At 56.0% G+C, this 18,839-nt stretch carries 16 protein-coding genes and 1 tRNA gene; 12 read left to right on the plus strand and 5 right to left on the minus strand.

What is annotated here, in order from left to right; all coding sequences use genetic code 11:
- Positions 1–296 precede the first annotated feature (296 nt).
- From rpsR to FF011L_RS06740, 5 genes are all read left to right on the plus strand, one after another.
- Complete coding sequence (gene rpsR / locus FF011L_RS06720; RefSeq protein WP_145350890.1) at positions 297–575, plus strand: 30S ribosomal protein S18; 279 nt, start codon at positions 297–299, stop codon at positions 573–575.
- A gap of 65 nt (positions 576–640) precedes the next feature.
- A complete protein-coding gene (locus FF011L_RS06725) occupies positions 641–1,114 on the plus strand; it encodes an acyl-CoA thioesterase (protein WP_145350891.1) in 474 nt (157 codons plus the stop codon).
- 216 nt (positions 1,115–1,330) lie between these two features.
- On the plus strand, positions 1,331–3,052 hold the full coding sequence (locus FF011L_RS06730; protein WP_246109779.1) for an ABC transporter permease: 1,722 nt from the start codon (positions 1,331–1,333) through the stop codon (positions 3,050–3,052).
- A 262-nt stretch (positions 3,053–3,314) separates the two neighbouring features.
- Positions 3,315–3,680 (plus strand): STAS domain-containing protein, encoded by a 366-nt coding sequence (locus FF011L_RS06735; RefSeq protein WP_145350893.1) that lies wholly within the window; start codon positions 3,315–3,317, stop codon positions 3,678–3,680.
- Positions 3,677–4,570, plus strand: coding sequence for an NAD(+)/NADH kinase (locus FF011L_RS06740; RefSeq protein WP_145350894.1), 894 nt, complete (start codon positions 3,677–3,679; stop codon positions 4,568–4,570). The genes FF011L_RS06735 and FF011L_RS06740 overlap by 4 nt, the downstream gene beginning before the upstream one ends.
- Before the next feature lie 45 nt (positions 4,571–4,615).
- On the opposite strand, the gene FF011L_RS06745 is transcribed toward FF011L_RS06740, so the two are convergent.
- The 3 genes from FF011L_RS06745 to FF011L_RS06755 all read right to left on the minus strand — a co-directional run bounded on the left by FF011L_RS06745 (position 4,616) and on the right by FF011L_RS06755 (position 10,898).
- A complete protein-coding gene (locus tag FF011L_RS06745; protein ID WP_145350895.1) occupies positions 4,616–6,031 on the minus strand; it encodes an anti-sigma factor family protein in 1,416 nt (471 codons plus the stop codon).
- Positions 6,024–6,680 carry an RNA polymerase sigma factor gene (locus FF011L_RS06750; RefSeq protein ID WP_145350896.1) on the minus strand — a complete coding sequence of 219 codons (657 nt, stop codon included), beginning with the start codon at positions 6,678–6,680 and terminating at the stop codon, positions 6,024–6,026. The genes FF011L_RS06745 and FF011L_RS06750 overlap by 8 nt, the downstream gene beginning before the upstream one ends.
- 489 nt (positions 6,681–7,169) lie before the next feature.
- Positions 7,170–10,898: a bifunctional proline dehydrogenase/L-glutamate gamma-semialdehyde dehydrogenase gene (locus FF011L_RS06755; protein ID WP_145350897.1), complete on the minus strand. Its 3,729-nt coding sequence runs from the start codon at positions 10,896–10,898 to the stop codon at positions 7,170–7,172.
- Between the two features lie 220 nt (positions 10,899–11,118).
- Here FF011L_RS06755 and FF011L_RS06760 point away from each other — a divergent pair, with 220 nt between their 5' ends.
- The 6 genes from FF011L_RS06760 (at position 11,119) to FF011L_RS06785 (ending at position 14,146) form a co-directional block, all read left to right on the plus strand.
- Positions 11,119–11,751: a 50S ribosomal protein L25 gene (locus tag FF011L_RS06760; protein ID WP_145350898.1), complete on the plus strand. Its 633-nt coding sequence runs from the start codon at positions 11,119–11,121 to the stop codon at positions 11,749–11,751.
- 39 nt (positions 11,752–11,790) lie between these two features.
- Positions 11,791–12,366, plus strand: coding sequence for an aminoacyl-tRNA hydrolase (gene pth, locus FF011L_RS06765; RefSeq protein ID WP_145350899.1), 576 nt, complete (start codon positions 11,791–11,793; stop codon positions 12,364–12,366).
- A 98-nt stretch (positions 12,367–12,464) separates the two neighbouring features.
- Positions 12,465–12,872: a 30S ribosomal protein S6 gene (rpsF, locus tag FF011L_RS06770; RefSeq protein WP_145350900.1), complete on the plus strand. Its 408-nt coding sequence runs from the start codon at positions 12,465–12,467 to the stop codon at positions 12,870–12,872.
- 36 nt (positions 12,873–12,908) lie between these two features.
- Positions 12,909–13,376, plus strand: a complete 468-nt coding sequence (gene ssb, locus FF011L_RS06775; protein ID WP_145350901.1) for a single-stranded DNA-binding protein — start codon at positions 12,909–12,911, stop codon at positions 13,374–13,376.
- 87 nt (positions 13,377–13,463) lie between these two features.
- Complete coding sequence (gene rplI / locus FF011L_RS06780) at positions 13,464–14,009, plus strand: 50S ribosomal protein L9 (RefSeq protein ID WP_145350902.1); 546 nt, start codon at positions 13,464–13,466, stop codon at positions 14,007–14,009.
- A gap of 55 nt (positions 14,010–14,064) precedes the next feature.
- Positions 14,065–14,146: transfer RNA gene (locus FF011L_RS06785), tRNA-Leu, on the plus strand.
- A gap of 930 nt (positions 14,147–15,076) precedes the next feature.
- Here FF011L_RS06785 and FF011L_RS06790 read toward each other — a convergent pair.
- Positions 15,077–16,084 (minus strand): DUF1573 domain-containing protein, encoded by a 1,008-nt coding sequence (locus tag FF011L_RS06790; RefSeq protein WP_145350903.1) that lies wholly within the window; start codon positions 16,082–16,084, stop codon positions 15,077–15,079.
- Positions 16,085–16,285: 201 nt separating this feature from the next.
- Positions 16,286–16,489, minus strand: a complete 204-nt coding sequence (hemP, locus tag FF011L_RS06795) for a hemin uptake protein HemP (RefSeq protein WP_145350904.1) — start codon at positions 16,487–16,489, stop codon at positions 16,286–16,288.
- A 294-nt stretch (positions 16,490–16,783) separates the two neighbouring features.
- On the opposite strand from hemP, the gene FF011L_RS06800 reads away from it, so the two are divergent.
- Entirely contained in the window at positions 16,784–18,496 is a 1,713-nt protein-coding gene (locus FF011L_RS06800) for a Kelch repeat-containing protein (protein WP_218933058.1), read from the plus strand.
- Positions 18,497–18,839: the final 343 nt, after the last annotated feature.

Here is an 18,839-nt window from a genome sequence, read left to right on the forward strand (position 1 = left end):
GGTGGTCTCCTCGGTCCAAGTTCTCCCCGGATGCCGGCGGTAAGACGTCGTTCCGCGGGGCAGCAAGGAGCTTCGGCCCTTAATTTTAGGCCTTGAAGCGGGGCTCGCGGAACTCGACCAGTCGCCCTACTTTAACCAGGACAAGCAACGCGAGGGCACGTCGAGGCGCGTCAACTGACTGATTTCAGATAAAAATCCAGGAGCCTCTTGCCGAAAAGACCGACGATTGGCATACTGCGGAGCTTAGAAAACGTATTCAACCCACTCCCGTCCTGACTATCCGAGAAGTTTATTCGATGGCACCCCGTCCTCTCAGTAATCGTAGCCGGGCCCGCAAACGTTCACGCGTTCGCTCGCGGACCAAGAAGCGTGATCCAATCTTCGTCGATGGCCAACGCCCACGTCCGATGTACATCGATTACAAGGACGTTGAATTGTTGAGCAAACTTGTCAACCGTCACGGTCGAATCGTCGGTCGTCGCAAAAGCGGTTGCACCGCTGTGAGCCAGCACGCCGTATCGGCAGCTATTAAGCGAGCCCGCTACATGGGTTTGATGCCCTTTGTTGGCGAATAGTCTGGTCGCTTGCCGGATGAATCTGCAGGTTTAGCGGGTTTGGTTGCCAAAATGATTGAAGGTAAATGACCAATTCGTCGTTTCCAATTGTCTCGGATGGTTCGGATGAGCCATCCGAGCCTTCGTTTGTGACCAAGCGACGCGTCGAGTTTCGAGATACCGACGCGGCTGGAATCGTCCATTTTTCAGCTTTCTTTCCGATGATGGAATCAGCGGAGCACGCGTTTTTGCGGGCGTCCGGGCTTTCGGTCATGCAGGAACAGGAATCCGGAGGCAGTCTTACCTGGCCTCGAGTCGCCGCAAGTTGTGACTATCTTTCCGCAGCCCGGTTTGAAGATGTGCTGCAGATCGCCCTGTTTGTCGATCATCTGGGGACTAAGAGCGTCCGCTATCGGTTCGAGTTTTCCCGGGATGGTCAACCGATTGCGGTCGGGAAATTGACCGCCGTCTGCTGTCATTTTCTTGCGGGCAAGCTGACATCGGTCGTGATTCCGGATTCGGTACGGGAAGCGATTTCGACGCCAGTTCGCGATTCTTAGCCCTCGCTGGCTGTCGCGGGGCGGTTTCCGTGGAGGGCTTTTTCACGCTTTCTTTGGATGTCGATCGGCTTCGTGCGGAATTCGTCGTTTGCGGCCTCTTTGGAAGTGAACCCTCGCGCGATCGACTGCGTACCAACAGGCAGTACTCCTCTTTCTCTATAGCCTTGGTGACGCTTGATGCTTGACGGCGCTTTGAATTCCGCTCTGCCTTTTGCCATGATTCCGATGGACGTTATGGAGTGGTTACCTGTTTGGATCACTCCATTTTGGTTGATCGCCGTCGGTTTGGCGTCCGGTTTGGCTTTGTTGGCGGTCGTTTACGGTCTGCTTGCAGCCCTCTCGCTCGTCCCCGCGATCGGGACATTGGCTGAGAACCGGCAGCTGGCGACGCCCGTGGCGGGGGTTCTGTCAGCCGTCATCGCTGGGCTGCTCTGCTGGCAATATGTCCCGCAGGTAGAGCCGGCGAAGTATCAACTGCACTTGGTTTTGCCTTTGATCGTCGTCGGCGTGTTGTGCGGCTGGGGGATCGTTTACGGAGCTTGGCGGCGAACGCGTCAGGAGTTCTTTCTGATTGCCAAAGAAGGCCCCCTCCCCTACGTGCTGGGGACCGCCGCCGTTGTCATGGTCGTCGGATTGGCCGGCACAAAATTAGTCGAGAACCCAAGTGGGATCTTGGAATCGGTCAAACAAGTCAATTGGCTGGATGATGGTACCGAGGTCATCTCTGTGCAGCTTGATGGCGTGGGTGCCGATCTGCAGGCCGACGAAGCGATGTTCGTCAAAATTCCCGATTTGCGCTACGATGCAGGCCGATTGACCGAAGTCCGGATCGTTGCGGACAAATTTGTCCGGATCGCGGATGCGGAACGTCCCGCTGATTTTCGTATGGCACCCGTTCCTCTGCAGCCGGGCGAAGAGATTTATCATCGTTCAGGACAGATGGAATCCCCGCCAATTCCGCCAGACAGTGATAGTGTCTACGTCCAAAATACAGAAACCGACCCTGCTACGGTCACGTTTACGTTTGTGCGTAAACCGATCGTATCGCAGGCTTGGACCATTCCGTTTGTGGCAGTCGCGTTTGCGTTGATGATTTCGGCTTACATCACTTTCCGCCAAGCTGCCCCGCGAATTGCGGCCGTGGCAATGTCGACTGCCAAGAGCGAAATGGCCCAGCCGTTGTACCTGGTGCTGTTGTCGCTGGGGATCGTGGTGATCTTGGTTCTTACGATCGTCCCGTTCCATACGATGGGCGACGATATCAAGATGATGAAAGACTGCTGCATGACGCTGATCATGGTTCTCTCGCTGGTCCTTTTTGTTTGGTCGGCCGGTTCGACCGTTTCCGAAGAGATCGAAGGGCGAACGGCGTTGACGGTGCTTAGCAAGCCGATCAGCCGAAGAGGGTTTTTGCTTGGGAAATACACGGGGATCTTGATGACCGTGTTGGTCCTGTTTGTGATCTTGGGAGCCCTGCTCGCTGCGACGGTCAGCTATAAACCGATCTATGACGCACGTGAGAATTCGTCTGAGGATCCGATGTGGCAGGTGACCCATGAAGAGGTGATGAGCACCCTTCCGCCGCTGACGCTGTACTTTATGGAAACAATGGCCATCGGTGCGATTGCGGTCGCGTTGGCGACTCGCTTGCCCCTTTTGCCTAACTTTATCTTCTGCTTCGTGATCTACGTCATCGGTAACTTAACGGCTCCTTTGGTGAGGTCGTCTGCGGGGGAAAATGCGCTTGTCGGTTTTGTCGGCAAGCTGATCGCGGTGGTGGTCCCCAACTTGAACTCGTTCAGTGGCCAGGCGGCGGTCGATGCGGGGATTTCAATCCCCCCGATCTACTTGGCCGGAGCGTTCAATTACTTGGCCTGTTTCTGCGTGATGATTTTGATGTTTGCACTGCTGCTGTTCGAAGATCGCGACCTCGCTTAGGGAGTTTCACTGGTCCTTAGAGCCTTGCGTTTCCTGCATTTTGTTTGGGACAAGAAAATGCAGGGGCACCGTTGCAGGGCTGTAAGGGGGCTGCGGTTTCCGTAGTGATTTCCGTTTTAAACATCATGTGTAAAAAGCTTGCTATGGCCGAATAGTATTAGTAGGCTTGCGAATGACCGAGGAGCGGAGGTCGTTGGAGTGATCCTATCTGGGTGGCTCCGTCCTCAACATGCTCCTGTCCTCTCGACGGGATGTTTGAAACATGGCGACAGAATTATCAGATCGCGTAGAGTTTTCAACTTTGGGGTCACAATTGGTGGCGAAGCTGATGGACGCTCGGATTGTTAGCGGCCGGGTCGCTACTCAAATCCGTGAACGCCTGACGACGGCGCTTGATCGTCAGGGATCCGCAGTTCGCTCGGTTCGTATCGATCTAGCGTGTGTCGAGATGATCGGCAGCGCAGGGCTAAACGAGTTAATCGGTTTCCGAACTCGAGCTCGTGGACAAGGGATGACGGTCGAGCTGACCGATGCCCAGCCTCAGGTCCGCGAAGTCCTGATCATGACTCGTTTAGACAGGGTCTTTGATGTGCCCGATGTCTTCCACGAAGAGGATCAAACCTCTTGAGTCGATCGCGTCCTGAATTTTTCCGACCTTGGCCACAGAGCGGGCGTTCACGTCCTGAGGTGGTCATATTGGGAGTTCCCGGACGCGAGCAGGTTTTGCAGGAACTTCAGCGGTTAAGACCGATCATCGCTTCGCGGGCAGATATCGCCGCGATTGATTTGGAATTCAGCTACGATTTCACCGACAAAGATCACGATCTGGTGATTGTCCTTGGCGGCGACGGTTCGATTTTGCAGGCCGCACGCCAGATGGGCGAAAATCAGATTCCCGTCCTGGGAGTCAACTGCGGAAAATTGGGATTCTTGGCCGCCCTTTCCCCCAATCAATTTTTGGATGTCTGGCCCGAGGTCTGCTGCGGAGGTTTCGAGATCGTTTCGCATCTGATGTTGAGGGCGACCTTAACTCGTGATGGCGAAGTCTTGGGTTCGCATCTCGGATTGAATGAGGCGGCCATCTTGGGTGGGCCGCCCTATCAGATTCTTAGTATCGACATGTTCGTCGATGGGCAGTTGGCGACGACCTATCGGTGCGATGGGTTGATTATCAGCACCCCGATCGGCTCGACGGCTCATAATCTTTCAGCGGGTGGGCCGATCCTGCACCGAACGCTTGACGCGTTCGCCATTTCGCCGATCAGCCCACATACGCTCACCTATCGTCCCGTGGTCGATAGCGCAGACCGCATCATCGAACTGACGGTGGCGGTGCCAAACGAGTCGACCAGCATTGTGGTGGACGGTCGTGTGCTGGGGCGGATCGAGGCGGGGGACCGAGTGGAAGTACGCCGTTCGGATCACGCTTTCTGGATGCTGAACGTCCCCGGTCAAAACGATTACCGCACCTTGCGGGATAAACTGGGGTGGGGCGGCAATACGCTTCCTAAGAAATAGCCACGAAGGGTTGCTGCGTTCAATCCCGGTACCAGAACGTCTTGGTCATTTCGTCGGCATTTCAATCAGGTGAACGTACAGTTCCGTTGGTGCCGTAGTGCCGCCCGGCGAGTCGTCTTTCTTCATGGGGGCAGCGTTTTCGGTGCTCGGTTCTTCTTGATGGATTGCCCCTTCCTGTTTTTGGACGAACTGAATCCATACCTGCCGGAATTGCTTCACTGCGATGGGCGGGCCTTGTACCAAAAAGATGATTGGGCGAGGTTCGGCCTCCAGCGTGGGGGCAGCGGCTTTTTCGGGCATTTGCACCTGGAAACGCTCTACCAGCCAGGTTGTTGCCATCGTCACCCGTCCTGCGGGGAAGTGGCTGATCAAACGATTGGAAGGATTGGAGGGCGGAATGCGATTTGCATTTCCCTGCCCAGGAAACTCCTGGGAAACGAAGGAAACGCGGAGCGGTTGGGCAAGGTTGTCTCCGTCAGCCGGTGCAGCGGCGCCTCTTGCTCTAAGGGCAGGAGCAGCGGCAGCGGACATTGCCGCGCCCGTCGCATCGTCCGCTGCAAACGAAGCGGCCGGAGGTGGGGCGGCACGTTTTTGCGTAGCGGCGGCTCGCTGAGCCGATTTTTGCATTTCCGGTGCGCTGCGATTTTGAGATTGTACGCTCCGCATCATTCGTGACGGTTCGGCGCGGAGGGGGGCGGCGCGGAGGGAGGGCTGCGGGATCGCGGCCGATTCAGGGGCCATGGCAAGCTTGTTTTCAGCCGTCTCGGGCGATGGCATTCCCCTGCCCCCGAAGCCAAAGCTTTGGGCTTCGGGCGCGCTCGCACGCCCTAGCTTAGGCGAGTTCACGTTTTCGCTGTTCTTTGCTTCCGGGGCCGAACGTTGCATTGGCAGGCTTTTCAGCATCGGCGCCGGAGCATCGGAGACGGCGGCTTCGGAGCCTGCGGATTCGGAGGCGACTGCATCGGGGGCAGCCATTCCAGCGGCCATATCGGGTGCAGATAATTCAAGGGAACTGGGCGAATCGGCGCGATCCTGCGGTTCCGCGTTTTCGGGTGGGATCGGTCCCGGAGCGAGGGCGATCGATGTGTTCTTGGTGTTCGGTTTGCTGACGTGCCAGAGCGACCAACCGACCGCGAGTAAAACGGTTGCGGCCAAAGCCAAGGTCGACAGATGCTGAAGCGTCACAATGCCGGACCCTGGTCGTCCAAGGTGGCCCGCCGCCGGTTGCGCATTTTGAGCTTGGGCTTGGGCGATACGAGCTCGAACAGCCTCGCGAATATCGCTATCGAAACTGGGGGTCGGGAGGCTTTGCAGGGCTTGGCGAATCGCTTGGATGTCTTGCAGTTCTGCCCGAAGGTCGGGGGTTTCCTGCAGAGCCGTTTCGACCAGCGTTGTTTCTTCCGCGGTCAATTCACCATCCACGTACCCACTGAGGAGCGAGCGATCAAACGGATTATTCATCGCATGCCTCCGGAGTTGGGAAGGGGGTGGGGAGTGAGTAGCGGGACATCAGCTCTTTCAGGTCATTTCGGGCTCGATGCAGACGGCTGCGGACGGTCCCTTTGGGTATTTTTAGGATTTCAGCAATTTGGTCATAGTCCAGGCCGTCCATATCGCGGAGGACCAGTACGCTGCGTCGGTCGTCTTCCAGTTGGGCAATCGCCTGCCGCATCTGCTGGACCAGTTCTTCCGTTTCCGCCACCGAATCGGGAGTGTCGCCATTGGAGGATGTGCTTGTCTCCTCCAGCGGAATCGACTTGTGGGTCGTTTCGATCCGGCGTTTGCGGTGTTTACTGATCGAGAGGTTAACGGTAATTCGATAGATCCATGTGAAAAACGAGCTCCGCCCTCCAAAGCTATCGAGCTTGAAAAAGGCGTTTGCGAGCGCTTCTTGAACCAAGTCTTCGGCATCTTGATGGTGATTCACCAGCCCATAAGCCATTCGCGTTAAGCGAGGGGCGTAGCGGCTGATCAATATATCAAAAGCCTCCGCCTCACCTTCCAAAGTCCGGGAGATGATGGTTTCGTCGGTCTCTTCGGCACCTAGTGACGACGGGGAACCCGAAGCGTCAGAAGGCTGGTTGGGCGGTCTATTATGGGAGACGCTCACGCGGTTGGCTCAGTTCCCGGAAAAGAGTCCCTGTCGGAAAAGACCTACGGCGAATGCGGGATGTCGCACCGAACCAAGGACAAAACAGGGCGGAATGGATTACATGATCAGTCTATGCATTGTAACGCCCAATGGTGAATTTGGCGCGCGCCGAATGCTCCCCAGTTTCACCAACTTTTGAAGCGGCAGACGATACCGAGTAAACCAGGCAGCCAAAGCCGCTCCGTCCGCTGTATCGCGGGCTGTCGATTTAGCGATTGTCGCCTTTCGCACGTCCCCCGCGATTTATAAATGAAGAAAGGCTGGCTCCCCTCGCCCCTGAGCGAGCTCTTTGTTGCGGAACGGTGTGGGCCGTCCGGCAATCGCATCGTAAACGCAATGAATTTTCCGGTCGGCTTGTGCCGACCGGAAAGGAAATTCGCCCTCTGATGCCATCCCTCGCTTGCTTTGCCGGATGACCCGGTCAGCTCGTTCGGGGCTGCGGCGCGTTTATCGCTCGCGGGCACCCAGGTTGCCATAGCGATGGTAGTCGTGCGAGATCGATTGCTCGCGGACAAACCACAAGCATTCGATACGTCCATTTTCGCTGATCGAGCGTCGGATCGCCGGTACAAAGGCGGTCCCGCAGGCCCGGAGTACCGCTTCTTCGAGGTAGTCTTCGGAGAGCAGACGCAAGCGGTCGATCGCTCCCGATTCGATCGCTTGAATGAGTTCGGCGTTGGATTCTTCCAGTAATTCAATCCGTCCGGCCCAATGTTCCATCACCGTTTGTAAAGTTTTTACGGTCTCCGAACAGGTGTCGGGAGCGTAAGAGAAAACGGCCCGGCAACCGACTTCCGCTGCCGCCATCGCCGCGATCAGTGCCGCGACAGGTCGGTCGCTGTTTTGTAGGCGGACACGCAGATGGGGGACGGCTAGGTAGCGGTGGAGGTTGTCTTGGCCCAGCAGTTTTAGTGGATCATGGACCTGCCCGAATTCCTCGGCGACCGCGCGGCGAATCGATGTAGCGGCGACTTGCAAGCTTTCCCGGTCGTCGGCCGACAGGGTGGCGGCCGAGGTCAATTCGCGGAGAGCTTCGTGCCAGGATTCTAACGGCGATTCCCCGCTGAAGGAGAACGTTTCCGGAGTCGGCAGCACATCGGAAATCGGTTCGCTTGATTCGGCCGTGACGGTTGGTTGGTCTTCGACAGAGCGATCCGCGGACCGTTTGGGGTGTCGCATCAGACCGACGACGTAGTTGGGGCTTCCCGCTTTCAGTCCGGCTCCGAAGGCGCTTGCTCCCATTCCACCAAAGGGTTGTCGCAGCACGATTGCGCCGGTGGTCGGACGGTTGATGTAAAGGTTGCCAGCGCGGATGGTTTCTCGCCACAGTTCTTGTTCTCGGTCATCCAGGCTTTCCAGGCCGCTGGTCAGTCCGTAGCCGGTAGCGTTCACGATCGCGACCGCTTCGTCCAGTCTGCGGAATGGGATGACTCCAAGGACGGGCCCGAACAGTTCGGTCCAGTGCGTGAAGCTTTCCGGCTGGACGTTCCATTTGACTCCGGGCCGGTACATTCGGGGGTTGTCTCCGACATGTTCCGGAATGACCAGCCAAGATTCACCCGGCTCCAGTTCCTTCATGCCTCTGGCAAGGTCGTCGCTAGGTGGACGGATCAGGGGACCCATTTTGTTGGTCAGGTCCCAGGCTTCGCCAACGCGGAGACTTTTGACGGCGTCGCTTAAGGTTTCCCGGAAGTGCGGGTCGTCATAGACCTCTTGTTCAAGCAGCAGCAGCGACGTGGCACTGCACTTTTGTCCGCAGTTGCTAAAGGCCGAATGCAAGACATGTTTGATCGCAAGGTCGCGGTCGGCCATGGAGGTAACGATCGTCGCGTTTTTGCCGCCGGTTTCCGCCAGTAGGTCTAGGTCAGGACGAGCATCTAACATCGCTTTCGCCGTGGAGGTTCCTCCGGTCAGGATCACGCTGTCGATACGTGGGTCGGGGATCAGATGTTCCCCGGCCAGCCTGCCTTGGCAGGGAATGAACTGGAGGGCCGTCCGTGGGATTCCGGCATCCCAGAACGCTTGGCAGATTCGGTATGCACAGAGGACCGTATCGCTAGCCGGTTTCAGGATGACTGTGTTTCCCGCGGCAAGCGCCGCGGCGATCCCGCCGCAGGGAATCGCCAGCGGGAAATTCCAGGGGCTGATGACCGCGATCACTCCACGTGGCTGCGAACCGTTGGGATCGGATTGGTAAGGGACCGCCGTCAGTGGATAGAATTCGGCAAAGTCGATCGCTTCGCTAACTTCGGGGTCGGTTTCCAGTACCGTTTTGCCACCTTCGGCGACGGCGGTTGCGATGAGGTCGCCGCGTCGTTCTCGCATTTTTTGGGCGGCTTCGCGGAGCCGTTCGTGGCGATAGGAAAGCGTCGTTTTTCGCCAGCCGTCCGGATCATCGGCTGCGGTTTGAATCGCTTTGCGGATATCGTCGGCAGTCGCTTCTAGAAAACGGCATGAAACGGTTTTGGGCCGCGAGGGATCGAACGATTCTCGCAGCGTTCTGCCCGCTTGCTCCTTGCTGTCGGAAGCCTCGATTGTTTCGCCGCCAACGACCACGGGGACGGTGGGAGCCATGTCGTTGCAAAGCAATTTATGTTTTGCCAGTAGGCCTGCGATCCACTCGCCGTTCTGCGGAAGAGACCAATCGGTGTCCGGTTCGTTGATGAACGATTCCCAGTTGGGGGCAACCGGCGGCTGGGCGGGAGGTTGGCGACGATCCTGAGTGCGGCGTGGTAGCGCAGAGACCTGATCGATTTGTTCGTATGATTTTAGAAACCCAGCGACCAGTTGGTCCCATTCCGGTGTGTCGGGCTGAAGCTGGAAAGTGTGCCGGAGGAAGTTGTCTTCGCCGGTGTTCTCGTCCAGGCGACGAATCAGATACCCGATGGCGTGCAGGAAATCTTCTTGGCGGCAGGCGGGGGCATACAGCAGCATGCTTCCGGTCGCTTCAAAAAGAGCGCGGCGTTGATGGTTCGCCATTCCCTCCAGCATTTCAAACTGGACCGAAGGGAGGACTCCTGCCTGATTGGCCCAGACCATCGCCAATCCGATATCGAACAGGTTGTGCGAGGCGACGCCGGTCTGGACGGCGTTTGCAACTTCGGGCTGAAGCAGCAGTCTTAGCATCCGTTTGTAGTTGGCATCCGTTTCCCATTTGTGCAGATAGGGAGCCTGAGGCCAGCCTGCGACCGAAGCTTCGACTCGCTCCATTTCCAAGTTGGCTCCTTTGACGACTCGGATCGTCACGGGATGCCCGCCTGCTGCGACCCGTTTTTTCGCCCATTCAACAAGGGTCTGCAGGACTGGATAAGAGTCCGGGACATAGGCTTGGAGTGCGATCCCGGCGCGGACCTGTTGCAATTCTTCGCGGTCCAAAGCTTGCATCAGGCAGTCGGCCGTCAGATGCAAGTCGCGGTATTCCTCCATGTCCAAGTAGACAAATTTTGTTGTTTCCTTGCCGTCGGGGCGAATATGTTTCGTGCGAGCGGCCGCCCGGTAGAGCAATTCCATCCGATCGGCCACGACATCGACCGTATGTTGCCTGGCCAGAGGCGAAATCTGTGAATAGATCGTCGAGATCTTGACCGAGATGCACTCGATTTGCGGGTCGGCCAGAGCCGCTAAGTAGACCTTCAGTCGGCGTCGTGCTTCGCGTTCTCCGAGCAGGGCTTCACCAAGGAAGTTGACATTCATGCGGACCCCCTCCTTGTGGCGTTGGCGGAGATGCTCGTTAAGCAGTTCCGGTTCGGCAGGGAGGATCACATTGGCGGTTTCCCGGCGCATTTTTTCTTTCACCAAGGGGATGGCGACCCCAGGCAGGTAGCTGCCGAAAGACTGGAATCCGCGGAGGAGCGTGCGGTCGAGCGGGCTGAAGAAACGGGGGACCCCTTGGAGATCCAGGATATGCGTCAATTGATCGGCGACGCGGGCAGGGACGTGGGTCCGGAAAGCCTGGTCCGTCATCGCGACCAGCGTCGCCTTGTCCTCGCGGCGACCGATCATGCGGTCCAGTTCGGCCTGCTGGATTTTCTCCGCCGGAGAAAGCAGCGAACGCGAGCGGAGGAGCAGTTGCTTGGCAATTTCAATCGCCGCACCGCTGTCATCCGAAGGGTTTTCGGATCCCTCTCCCGCCTTCAGTAGGTCGTTCTGTGAAAGTGGCGCAGTTGAATCGAACATGACAATACTCTTGCTTGAAGGGCAGGGTAGCGGCGCGGATTGACTAGTTTTGCTCGGTTGGGCTTGCAAGCGGGCCGAATACTGGCATACTAGCCCGTTTTCCATAGCGGAATATACCAAACAACCCCCTTTCGACGACAGAATGACTCTTCCGGGTCAGGATCGTTGCTCGACACCCCGATTTGCAAATAATTGGACAGGCGAAGGAATAGAAAAGACGATGGCTGAGGTTCTTAACGTCGAAAAGCGTGAAGCATTTGGTTCTGCGGCAACAACTCGTATCCGTCGTGAAGGTCGGGTTCCTGCCGTTTTGTATGGGCACGGTCAGGAGACCCAGCATCTATCGATTTCGCAAGGCGAAGTAGATGCCCTGATCCGTCACCACGGACGAGCTGTCGAATTGAAAGGGGCGTTGCAAGATACCGCCATGGTCAATGACGTACAGTGGGATCCATTGGGGATCGATATCCTTCACCTCGACCTTCTGCGGGTTAATCTTCAGGAAGTTGTGGATGTGACGGTTTCGGTTCACCTGCATGGCGAAGCCCCAGGCGTTCGCGAAGGGGGGATCTTGCTAGAATCGGTCCACGAGGTCGATGTTCGCTGTAAAGCGGGTAGCATTCCTGAAAGTGTTGAACTTTCCGTGGCAGAATTGCACGTGGGCGAAAGTGCTACTGCCGCTCAGTTGATTCTTCCTGAGGGAGTCGAACTGATCACCGATCCTGAAACCGTACTGGCTCGAGTTGAAGAGCCTCGTGCTGAGAAGGATCCTGAGGACGAATTGTCGAGCATCGGTGCAGAGCCCGAAGTTATCGGCGCCAAGAAGGACGAAGAGGACGGAGACAAAGGCTAATCCTTTGTTTTTGCTGACTGATACAAAAGTTCCTGAGTTATGAAATTAGTTGTAGGACTGGGAAACCCTGGTCGGCGGTATGATCAGACCCGGCATAACGTTGGGTTTGCAATGGCCGCTGAATTCGCCAAAATGATTGGCGGGGATTCTCCTCGGGGACGATTTGATGGCGACTGGATCGAAGGATCTGTCGAAGGAACTAAAGTGGGCTTACTCTGCCCTTTGAAGTACATGAATGCCAGTGGCCTGAGCGTACGCCAAGCGACTGATTTTTACAAATTATCGGCAGCCGATGTTTTGGTTGTCTGTGATGATATGAACCTTCCTCTCGGAAGACTCCGGATTCGTGCCGGAGGTTCGGCGGGAGGGCAAAAAGGACTTGCTGATGTTATTCGGCACCTGGCGACTGATCGGGTGCCAAGACTGCGAGTTGGGATCGATCCGCCTCCAAGTGGGTGGAATGTGCCGGACTACGTGCTCAGTAAGTTCAAATCAAGCGAACAGGCAACCGTTGATCAAGCGGTTCAGCGAGCCGCCTTTGCTGCGGCAGACTGGGTGCAGCATGATCTTGCGTTTTGTATGAATCGCTACAATGGCAAAGATGAGTCCGATTGACCTGAGGTCAGGTTAGCGGCAAAATTGACAACTTAATTGAGCTGTCGACCGAAACGTTCCACACATTTTTAGACATTCCTGTTGGAGGCCGTGCCACCGTGGCATTAAACGTATACGAAACGCTGTTGATTCTGGACAGCAATAAGTACGCCCGCGACCCAGGTGGGGTTGCGTCCGCGTTGAGTGATCTGATCGCAGGTATTGACGGTGAAGTCCTGGCAAGTCGCCTTTGGATGGAACAGCGTCTTGCCTACCCTATGGACGGACATCAAAAAGGAACCTACTGGTTGCTTTATTTCCGTGCTGAAGGCAAGCGATTGACCGATTTGGATCGGGCACTTCACCTGCACGAAGGGGTTATTCGTCAGATGACCCTTCGCATTGATCCTCGTTTGGTCGAGCCAATGTTGGCGAATGCTCGTGGCGAATATCGTCAAGAGGACGCCGAAGGCGAAGATAAGCCTGAAGAAACGGCAGATGCCGAAGCAGCCACCACGGCTAGCTAAAGCTTTTTAGACCCCCTGCTTGCGAGGATATCTTTCATGGCCAGTTACAACCGAGTTGTATTGGTAGGGAATATTACCCGCGATATCGAACTTCGGCACACGCCCGGTGGGACCGCTGTGACCGATATCGGTATGGCCATTAATGACCGCCGTAAAGGGCAGAATGGAGAGTGGGTCGAAGAAGTTACGTTTGTGGACGTTACCCTCTGGGGACGGACCGCGGAGGTCGCCGGTGAATACCTCGGCAAAGGTGCCCCTATCCTTGTGGAAGGTCGTCTGAAACTGGATACCTGGGAAGTCGAAGGGCAGAAGAAATCAAAGCTACGGGTCGTCTGTGAACGGATGCAGATGCTCGGTGGACGCAGTGGTGGCGGAAGTGGAAGTGGCGGAGGTGGCTATGAAGAACAATCAAGTGCCCCACGCTCAAACCCTCCCGCTAATTCGCCTGCTTCCCAATCCAGTAACGGTGGGTCAGGCTACGGAGAAACGGATATCCCGTTTTAGTATTCTACCGCTGGTCTGATTCAACTTTATACACTCACATTTATTAAACAGCGCCGACTTGTTGTCGATATTTCAAGGTTCCGAACCATGTCCAAAACCAAAACTCGCCGCAGTAGAAACTCCATCTTTAATCACCTCCCACGCGGCGAAAATGGCGGAGTCCAGTTGCTGTTGATTCACAATGTTGAGCACCTTGGAAAGCAGGGCGATATTGTTGAAGTCAAACCAGGGCACGCCAATAACTTTTTGCTTCCACAAGGCTTGGCGACCGTCGCTACCGAACATCACATGCGGATGGTCGAAAAGCATCGTGAAAAATTGCGTCAGTTGGAACTGGAGAAATTGGTCGAGTACCGCTCCCGTGCAGCTGAAATCAGTCGCCAGTCGATCACCATCGAAGCGAATGCAAACGACGAAGGCCTGCTTTACGGTAGCGTCGGACCTCAAGATATCGCCGATGCCCTCAAGGAAGTTGGAATCACCATTCCTCAGGATCAGGTTCGCCTGCAAGGTCCTTTGAAGGAACTTGGTTTGTACACCGTTTCAATTCACCTTCACTCCGAAGTCGATGCAGAATTGAAAGTCTGGGTCGTTCCAACCGTTGGTGCCGAAGAAGAAGCTGCACGAATTTAGAAAGTTGCTCTCGATTTAATTCGGCCTGTAGTGTAAATTACATGCCGAATCGCCCGGGGCTGTGGCGGAACTGGCAGACGCGCTAGATTTAGGATCTAGTTTCTTCGGAAGTGCAGGTTCAATTCCTGTCAGCCCCATCAAGTAGGGATCGCAAACCAAACATGGTTTGCGGTCCTTTTTTTATGTCCGTAAGAGAGAGGGGCTTCGTCTTCTTAGCGGACGTGCGATTTAAAAATGAAGGAAGTCTGGCTCCCCTCGCCCTCAAAACAAGCTCGCTTAAAACAGGTTTGATACTGAATCAACGGTTCGCCAGCTAATGCAATGAGGTGCGATTCAATGGCTTGTTTTGGGGGAGAGGGGCTGGGGAAGAGGGGCTGGGGGAGAGGGGCCGACAGCGTTGGACAAGGTGTGGCATAATCGCTTGAGATCCGAGGCGTTCACCACCTCTTGGCTGCAAAATCGTCGCCTGGAAATCTCCCCCTCTCCCCCAAGCGAGCTCCTCTAAATCAAACAAAGAGGCAGGGATCACGCAATGAGCTAGCAGAGATTTCTTCCGCAATAAGGATCTCGCTTAGGGGCGAGGGGAGCTAGGCTTTCTTCATTTGTAAAACGCACGCTTCTAGCGGATCGACGCAAACTCAATGCCATCAACTTTCTTAGCGGAACGGCGCGAGCCGTCCGGCAAACGGGTATAGAAAACAGCATGAATGGGCCGGACGGCTTGCGCCGTTCCGCTAAGATTTTTGCACCTGGATTGGTTGAGGGCGCAGAGCGGTTGGTGATGGTTTGGTTTTAGGAGACGCTGGCCGGACGGCTTGCGCCGTTCCGCTAAGATTTTTGCACCTGGATTGGTTGAGGGCGCAGAGCGGTTGGTGATGGTTTGGTTTTAGGAGACGCTGGCCGGACGGCTTGCGCCGTTCCGCTAAGAATGTTGATGGCTTCTGGACTGGTTGGGTGGACGCGAGGCGTTCCGCTTGAGGCTCTTTTGGATGCGTTGTTTCATTAAAAAAAGCCCGCGACTTTTGTCGCGGGCTTTGGTGATTGGCCGGTTTGTTGGCTGATCGGTTCTACTTGTCCTGGACCTCGGCGGTTACCAGAGCTCGGGCAGTCATTTGACTGTCTCCGGCGGTGGTGATGACGATCGGGCCGCGGAATTCACCTGCCTGGTTGGTGGCGGTCAATCGGACGCTCAGGAGGTGAGTCGTTTTTGCTTTTTCGGGAGCGTCGAATTCAACTTCCCAGCCTTCGCAGGTGATCGTGTCGATCAGGAAAGGTGTTGCACCGCGAACGACAAGCCGTTGGTCGACCGTTTCGCCCGGTTTGACTGCTCCGATAGCGATCGCTGAAGGAGAGATCGTCAGGCCTGCTTCAATTTGCCCTTCCACTTTGATCGGGACGCGAGGCATCGACTGGTCGTTGGTGACCAAGACCAGGTTCTGCTGGACGTAGCCAACCGGTGCTTCCGGAGTCAAAGTGACGGTGAGGTTGTAGTTGACCCGCTGTCCACCTCGGTTCGCCTGTTCGACGTTCGCTTTCAGGTACTGGGATTCGCCTTCGATGTCGACAATTCGCCAGTCCGATCGGCCTGCGTATGCGATCGATGCTTTCTTTTCGCTCTCGTTTCCTTGCCGTACTTTTCCGAAATCGATTGAACCAGGGTTGAATACGATGTCTTGGCGAATGTAGCCATCGACTCGTAAACGAACTTCGGCGTAGGCCGGTTTGTCGATGACCACGGTCAGGGTTGCACCCTTTTTACCGCGAAACGTTCCTGTATTGAACGTTGCCAAAAGTCCGCCAGTCTCGCCGGCTCGGATCCAGTTGCTTTCGAGCGTCGGGGTCGTGCACCCGCAACTTGCTCGGACCGTGGAAATATGGATGTCTTGTTGAGTCTGATTGACGATCGGAAAGCGGAAGCTGGTGTCCGACGCGACCGCTACTGAACCGAATTCATGTGTCTTGGTAGGAAAAAGACCACTTGCCCAGTCGGCCGCTGTGCCCGCAGAGGCAATCAGAACGCTGCCCGCAAAGACAAGCGAAGTGACAGTGAGGTGTTGGATGGGCTTGATATTCATGGACTTAAACCTTTTGGCGGAAAAGCAACGTGGGGCCGGTGGTGGTCGGCAAACCATTCTAGGGGGTTTGGAAACGCTCGGCAGCGCCTGTTCTGAGGAAAGGTAGTTCTTTCCAGATCAACAAGCGAATCTGAACGCAATGTTTTTTTCCAAGTTACGCAAAAATGGGGCCAAAGGTATGCCGGTTTTAACGATTGCTAGCTATTTGGTTAGGATCAATTTGCCCAGGCGGGTTCTTCGTAAACGATAGAGTTGCCCATCGTGCTCAATCCAGACTTCATCCCCGCATCGAGCGAGGTCGTTAAATCGCACGATCTTGGGCAGGAGGGGCGATTCAGGGGCGGCGGCCGTCTCTTTTTGAGCCACTTCGTCTTGAATTGGTCGGTCTTGAGGTTGGTTCGGCATCGGCCGGGCACGCTGGGTAGGAGGCTAAAATTGCTTTTTGCACATCGATTCTTGCGGAAAACCTTCCGCTCTGCAATACTTAATGAGACTGATTCGCAATATCACGTACGGCGGTTGCCGTGTTTCGGGTTGCGGTCTAGTAAAACGCAGCAAGCCATCGAGGATTCTTTTGCCTCCAGCCAGCCACGTTCAGGAATCTCTGCGCGGCCGATGCCAGCGTAGGTTTTGTCATTGACGCTTTCCATGAACCGGGGAAGCCTCCCCCACTTACCGAGCATTCTGCGAGGAAACAAAATGAAGAAGTTGACGCGTACGTTTTTACTTTGGATCGCCTCCGGCGTTGGTTTGGCCTTCGCCGCATCAACCGCTGAAGCCCACTTTCCCTGGTTGGATAAAGCCGCCGACGGAAAGGTGGTCCTCTTTTTTGGCGAAGACCTGACCGATCGGACTTACCATTTGCCTGAATCCTTGCAAGCCTTTCCGCTTCAGCACCATCAGGATGGGCAGGTGACTGATCTGAACCTGGTGGCTGTCGATACGGATGCAATGGTTGGTTTGCAAAGTGCTGACCAGGCGGCCGCGGGCGGATTGGTTTACGGTGAAAAGGTCTATGGAGATTTTCGAGGATCGACGCTGGTTTATTACGTCCAGCATTTCCTCGGCGCGGACCCGCAGGCTTGGAGCAAATTGTCTGCCGAAGGAGAAGGCTTGCAGGTGTCGTTGGCACCGGCCGACTCCGGTTTGGCGGCAACCGTGTTGTGGCATGGGAAGCCATTGTCGGATGTCGACGTCAAGCTGTTTTGTGCAGACGGGCATGAGGAGGCAAGTAAAACGACAAACGCTAAGGGAATGGTCGCGTTTACGAAGGGCGACCTGGAGAGTGGTCTGAACGCGTTGATGGTAGGATTGACGGAACCGGCTTCCGAAACACCGAAACGTGCAGCTTCGATGAATTATCTGACCGCTACGTTTTACTGGGAAGCTGAATCCGCAGCCGGAGCTGCGGAGAAAGCGGATGGGACAAAAAAAGTGGGTTCGATGAAAAAGAAAGCGGATCCGCCGATTGCCGACAGCGGGGTTGCCGTGGTCGCGTCGGGATTGCCCGAGATGCCTGCTGAGCTGACCAGTTTTGGAGCGGCGATCGCGGGGCGTACGCTTTTTCTGTATGGCGGGCACACCGGCAGCGCGCATTCGTATTCGACCGCCGAGCAATCGAACCAGCTGTGGAGTTTGAATCTGGACAAACCGGCCGCATGGGAAGCGGTTTCGACTGACGAACGTTTACAGGGACTGGCCTTGGTTCCTGCCGGTGCCAACAGTCTGCTGCGTGTCGGTGGATTCACCGCGTTGAACGCTGAAGGTGAAGAGCATCGGCTTCAGTCGCAGGATGAAGTCAAACGCTATGACGCCGAGAAAAACGAATGGACCGTGCTGCCAAGTCTGCCAGAGCCCCGTTCGTCGACGGCGGCCGCGGTGATTGGGAATGAAGTCTATGTGGTTGGGGGGTGGCAGCTATCGGAAGGTAAACCGAATTGGCTGAAGACCGCTTGGAAATTGGATTTTGCGGCGGCCGAGCCCAAATGGACCGCGATCGCGGCCCCCGGATTCCAGCGCCGCGCGATCGCCGTGGCTGCGCATCAAGGACAGATCTACGTTATCGGCGGGATGACAAACGAAGACGGCCCATCGACCGCTACCAACGTCTACGATCCGCAGTCGAACACTTGGAGTGAGGGACCATCGTTGGTGGGAGATTCGATGACCGGTTTCGGTTGTGCGGCCTACGCCGTTGGCGGGCGACTGTACGTCAGCACGGTCAGCGGAAACGTTCAGCGATTGAGTGCCGACGGCAAGAAGTGGGAAATTGTGGCCGAATACGATCCTGGTCGTTTTTTCCATGCCATGCTTCCCGACAGCGGGAACTCGCTGTTAATGATCGGTGGTGCCAACATGTCGGTCGGCAAGTTCACCGAGCTTGACCGAGTCACCGTCGCCGACAGCGAATAGTGAATCGTAAATAGTGAAAAGCCCTCTGCGATTCGGCCCTCCGTGAAAACGAGGGCGAATCGCCGCGAGGGATCGTAGTCTCTCGCTTGGGACGCGAACTTTATCGGGACGCGAACTTTATCGGTGACGAATTAAGCCCTGCCCATCGGAGTCTGAGTGCAGTGCTTTTAGCCCAGCGGGCGGCAGATATTTGCCGTTGGCGTAAGTCAACGGAAACCTAGCGTGCGCAGTTAAGCCCAGCGGGCGACAGACAAGGTTGGTTCTGTCGCCCGCTGGGCTTTCCTTTTGCGATCCGTACTCCGGCGGTTCGCGCCGCCGGCAGGTATCTGCCGGCCTCCGGGCT

The sequence above is a fragment of the Roseimaritima multifibrata genome (assembly GCF_007741495.1).
Taxonomy (GTDB): Bacteria; Planctomycetota; Planctomycetia; order Pirellulales; family Pirellulaceae; genus Roseimaritima; species Roseimaritima multifibrata.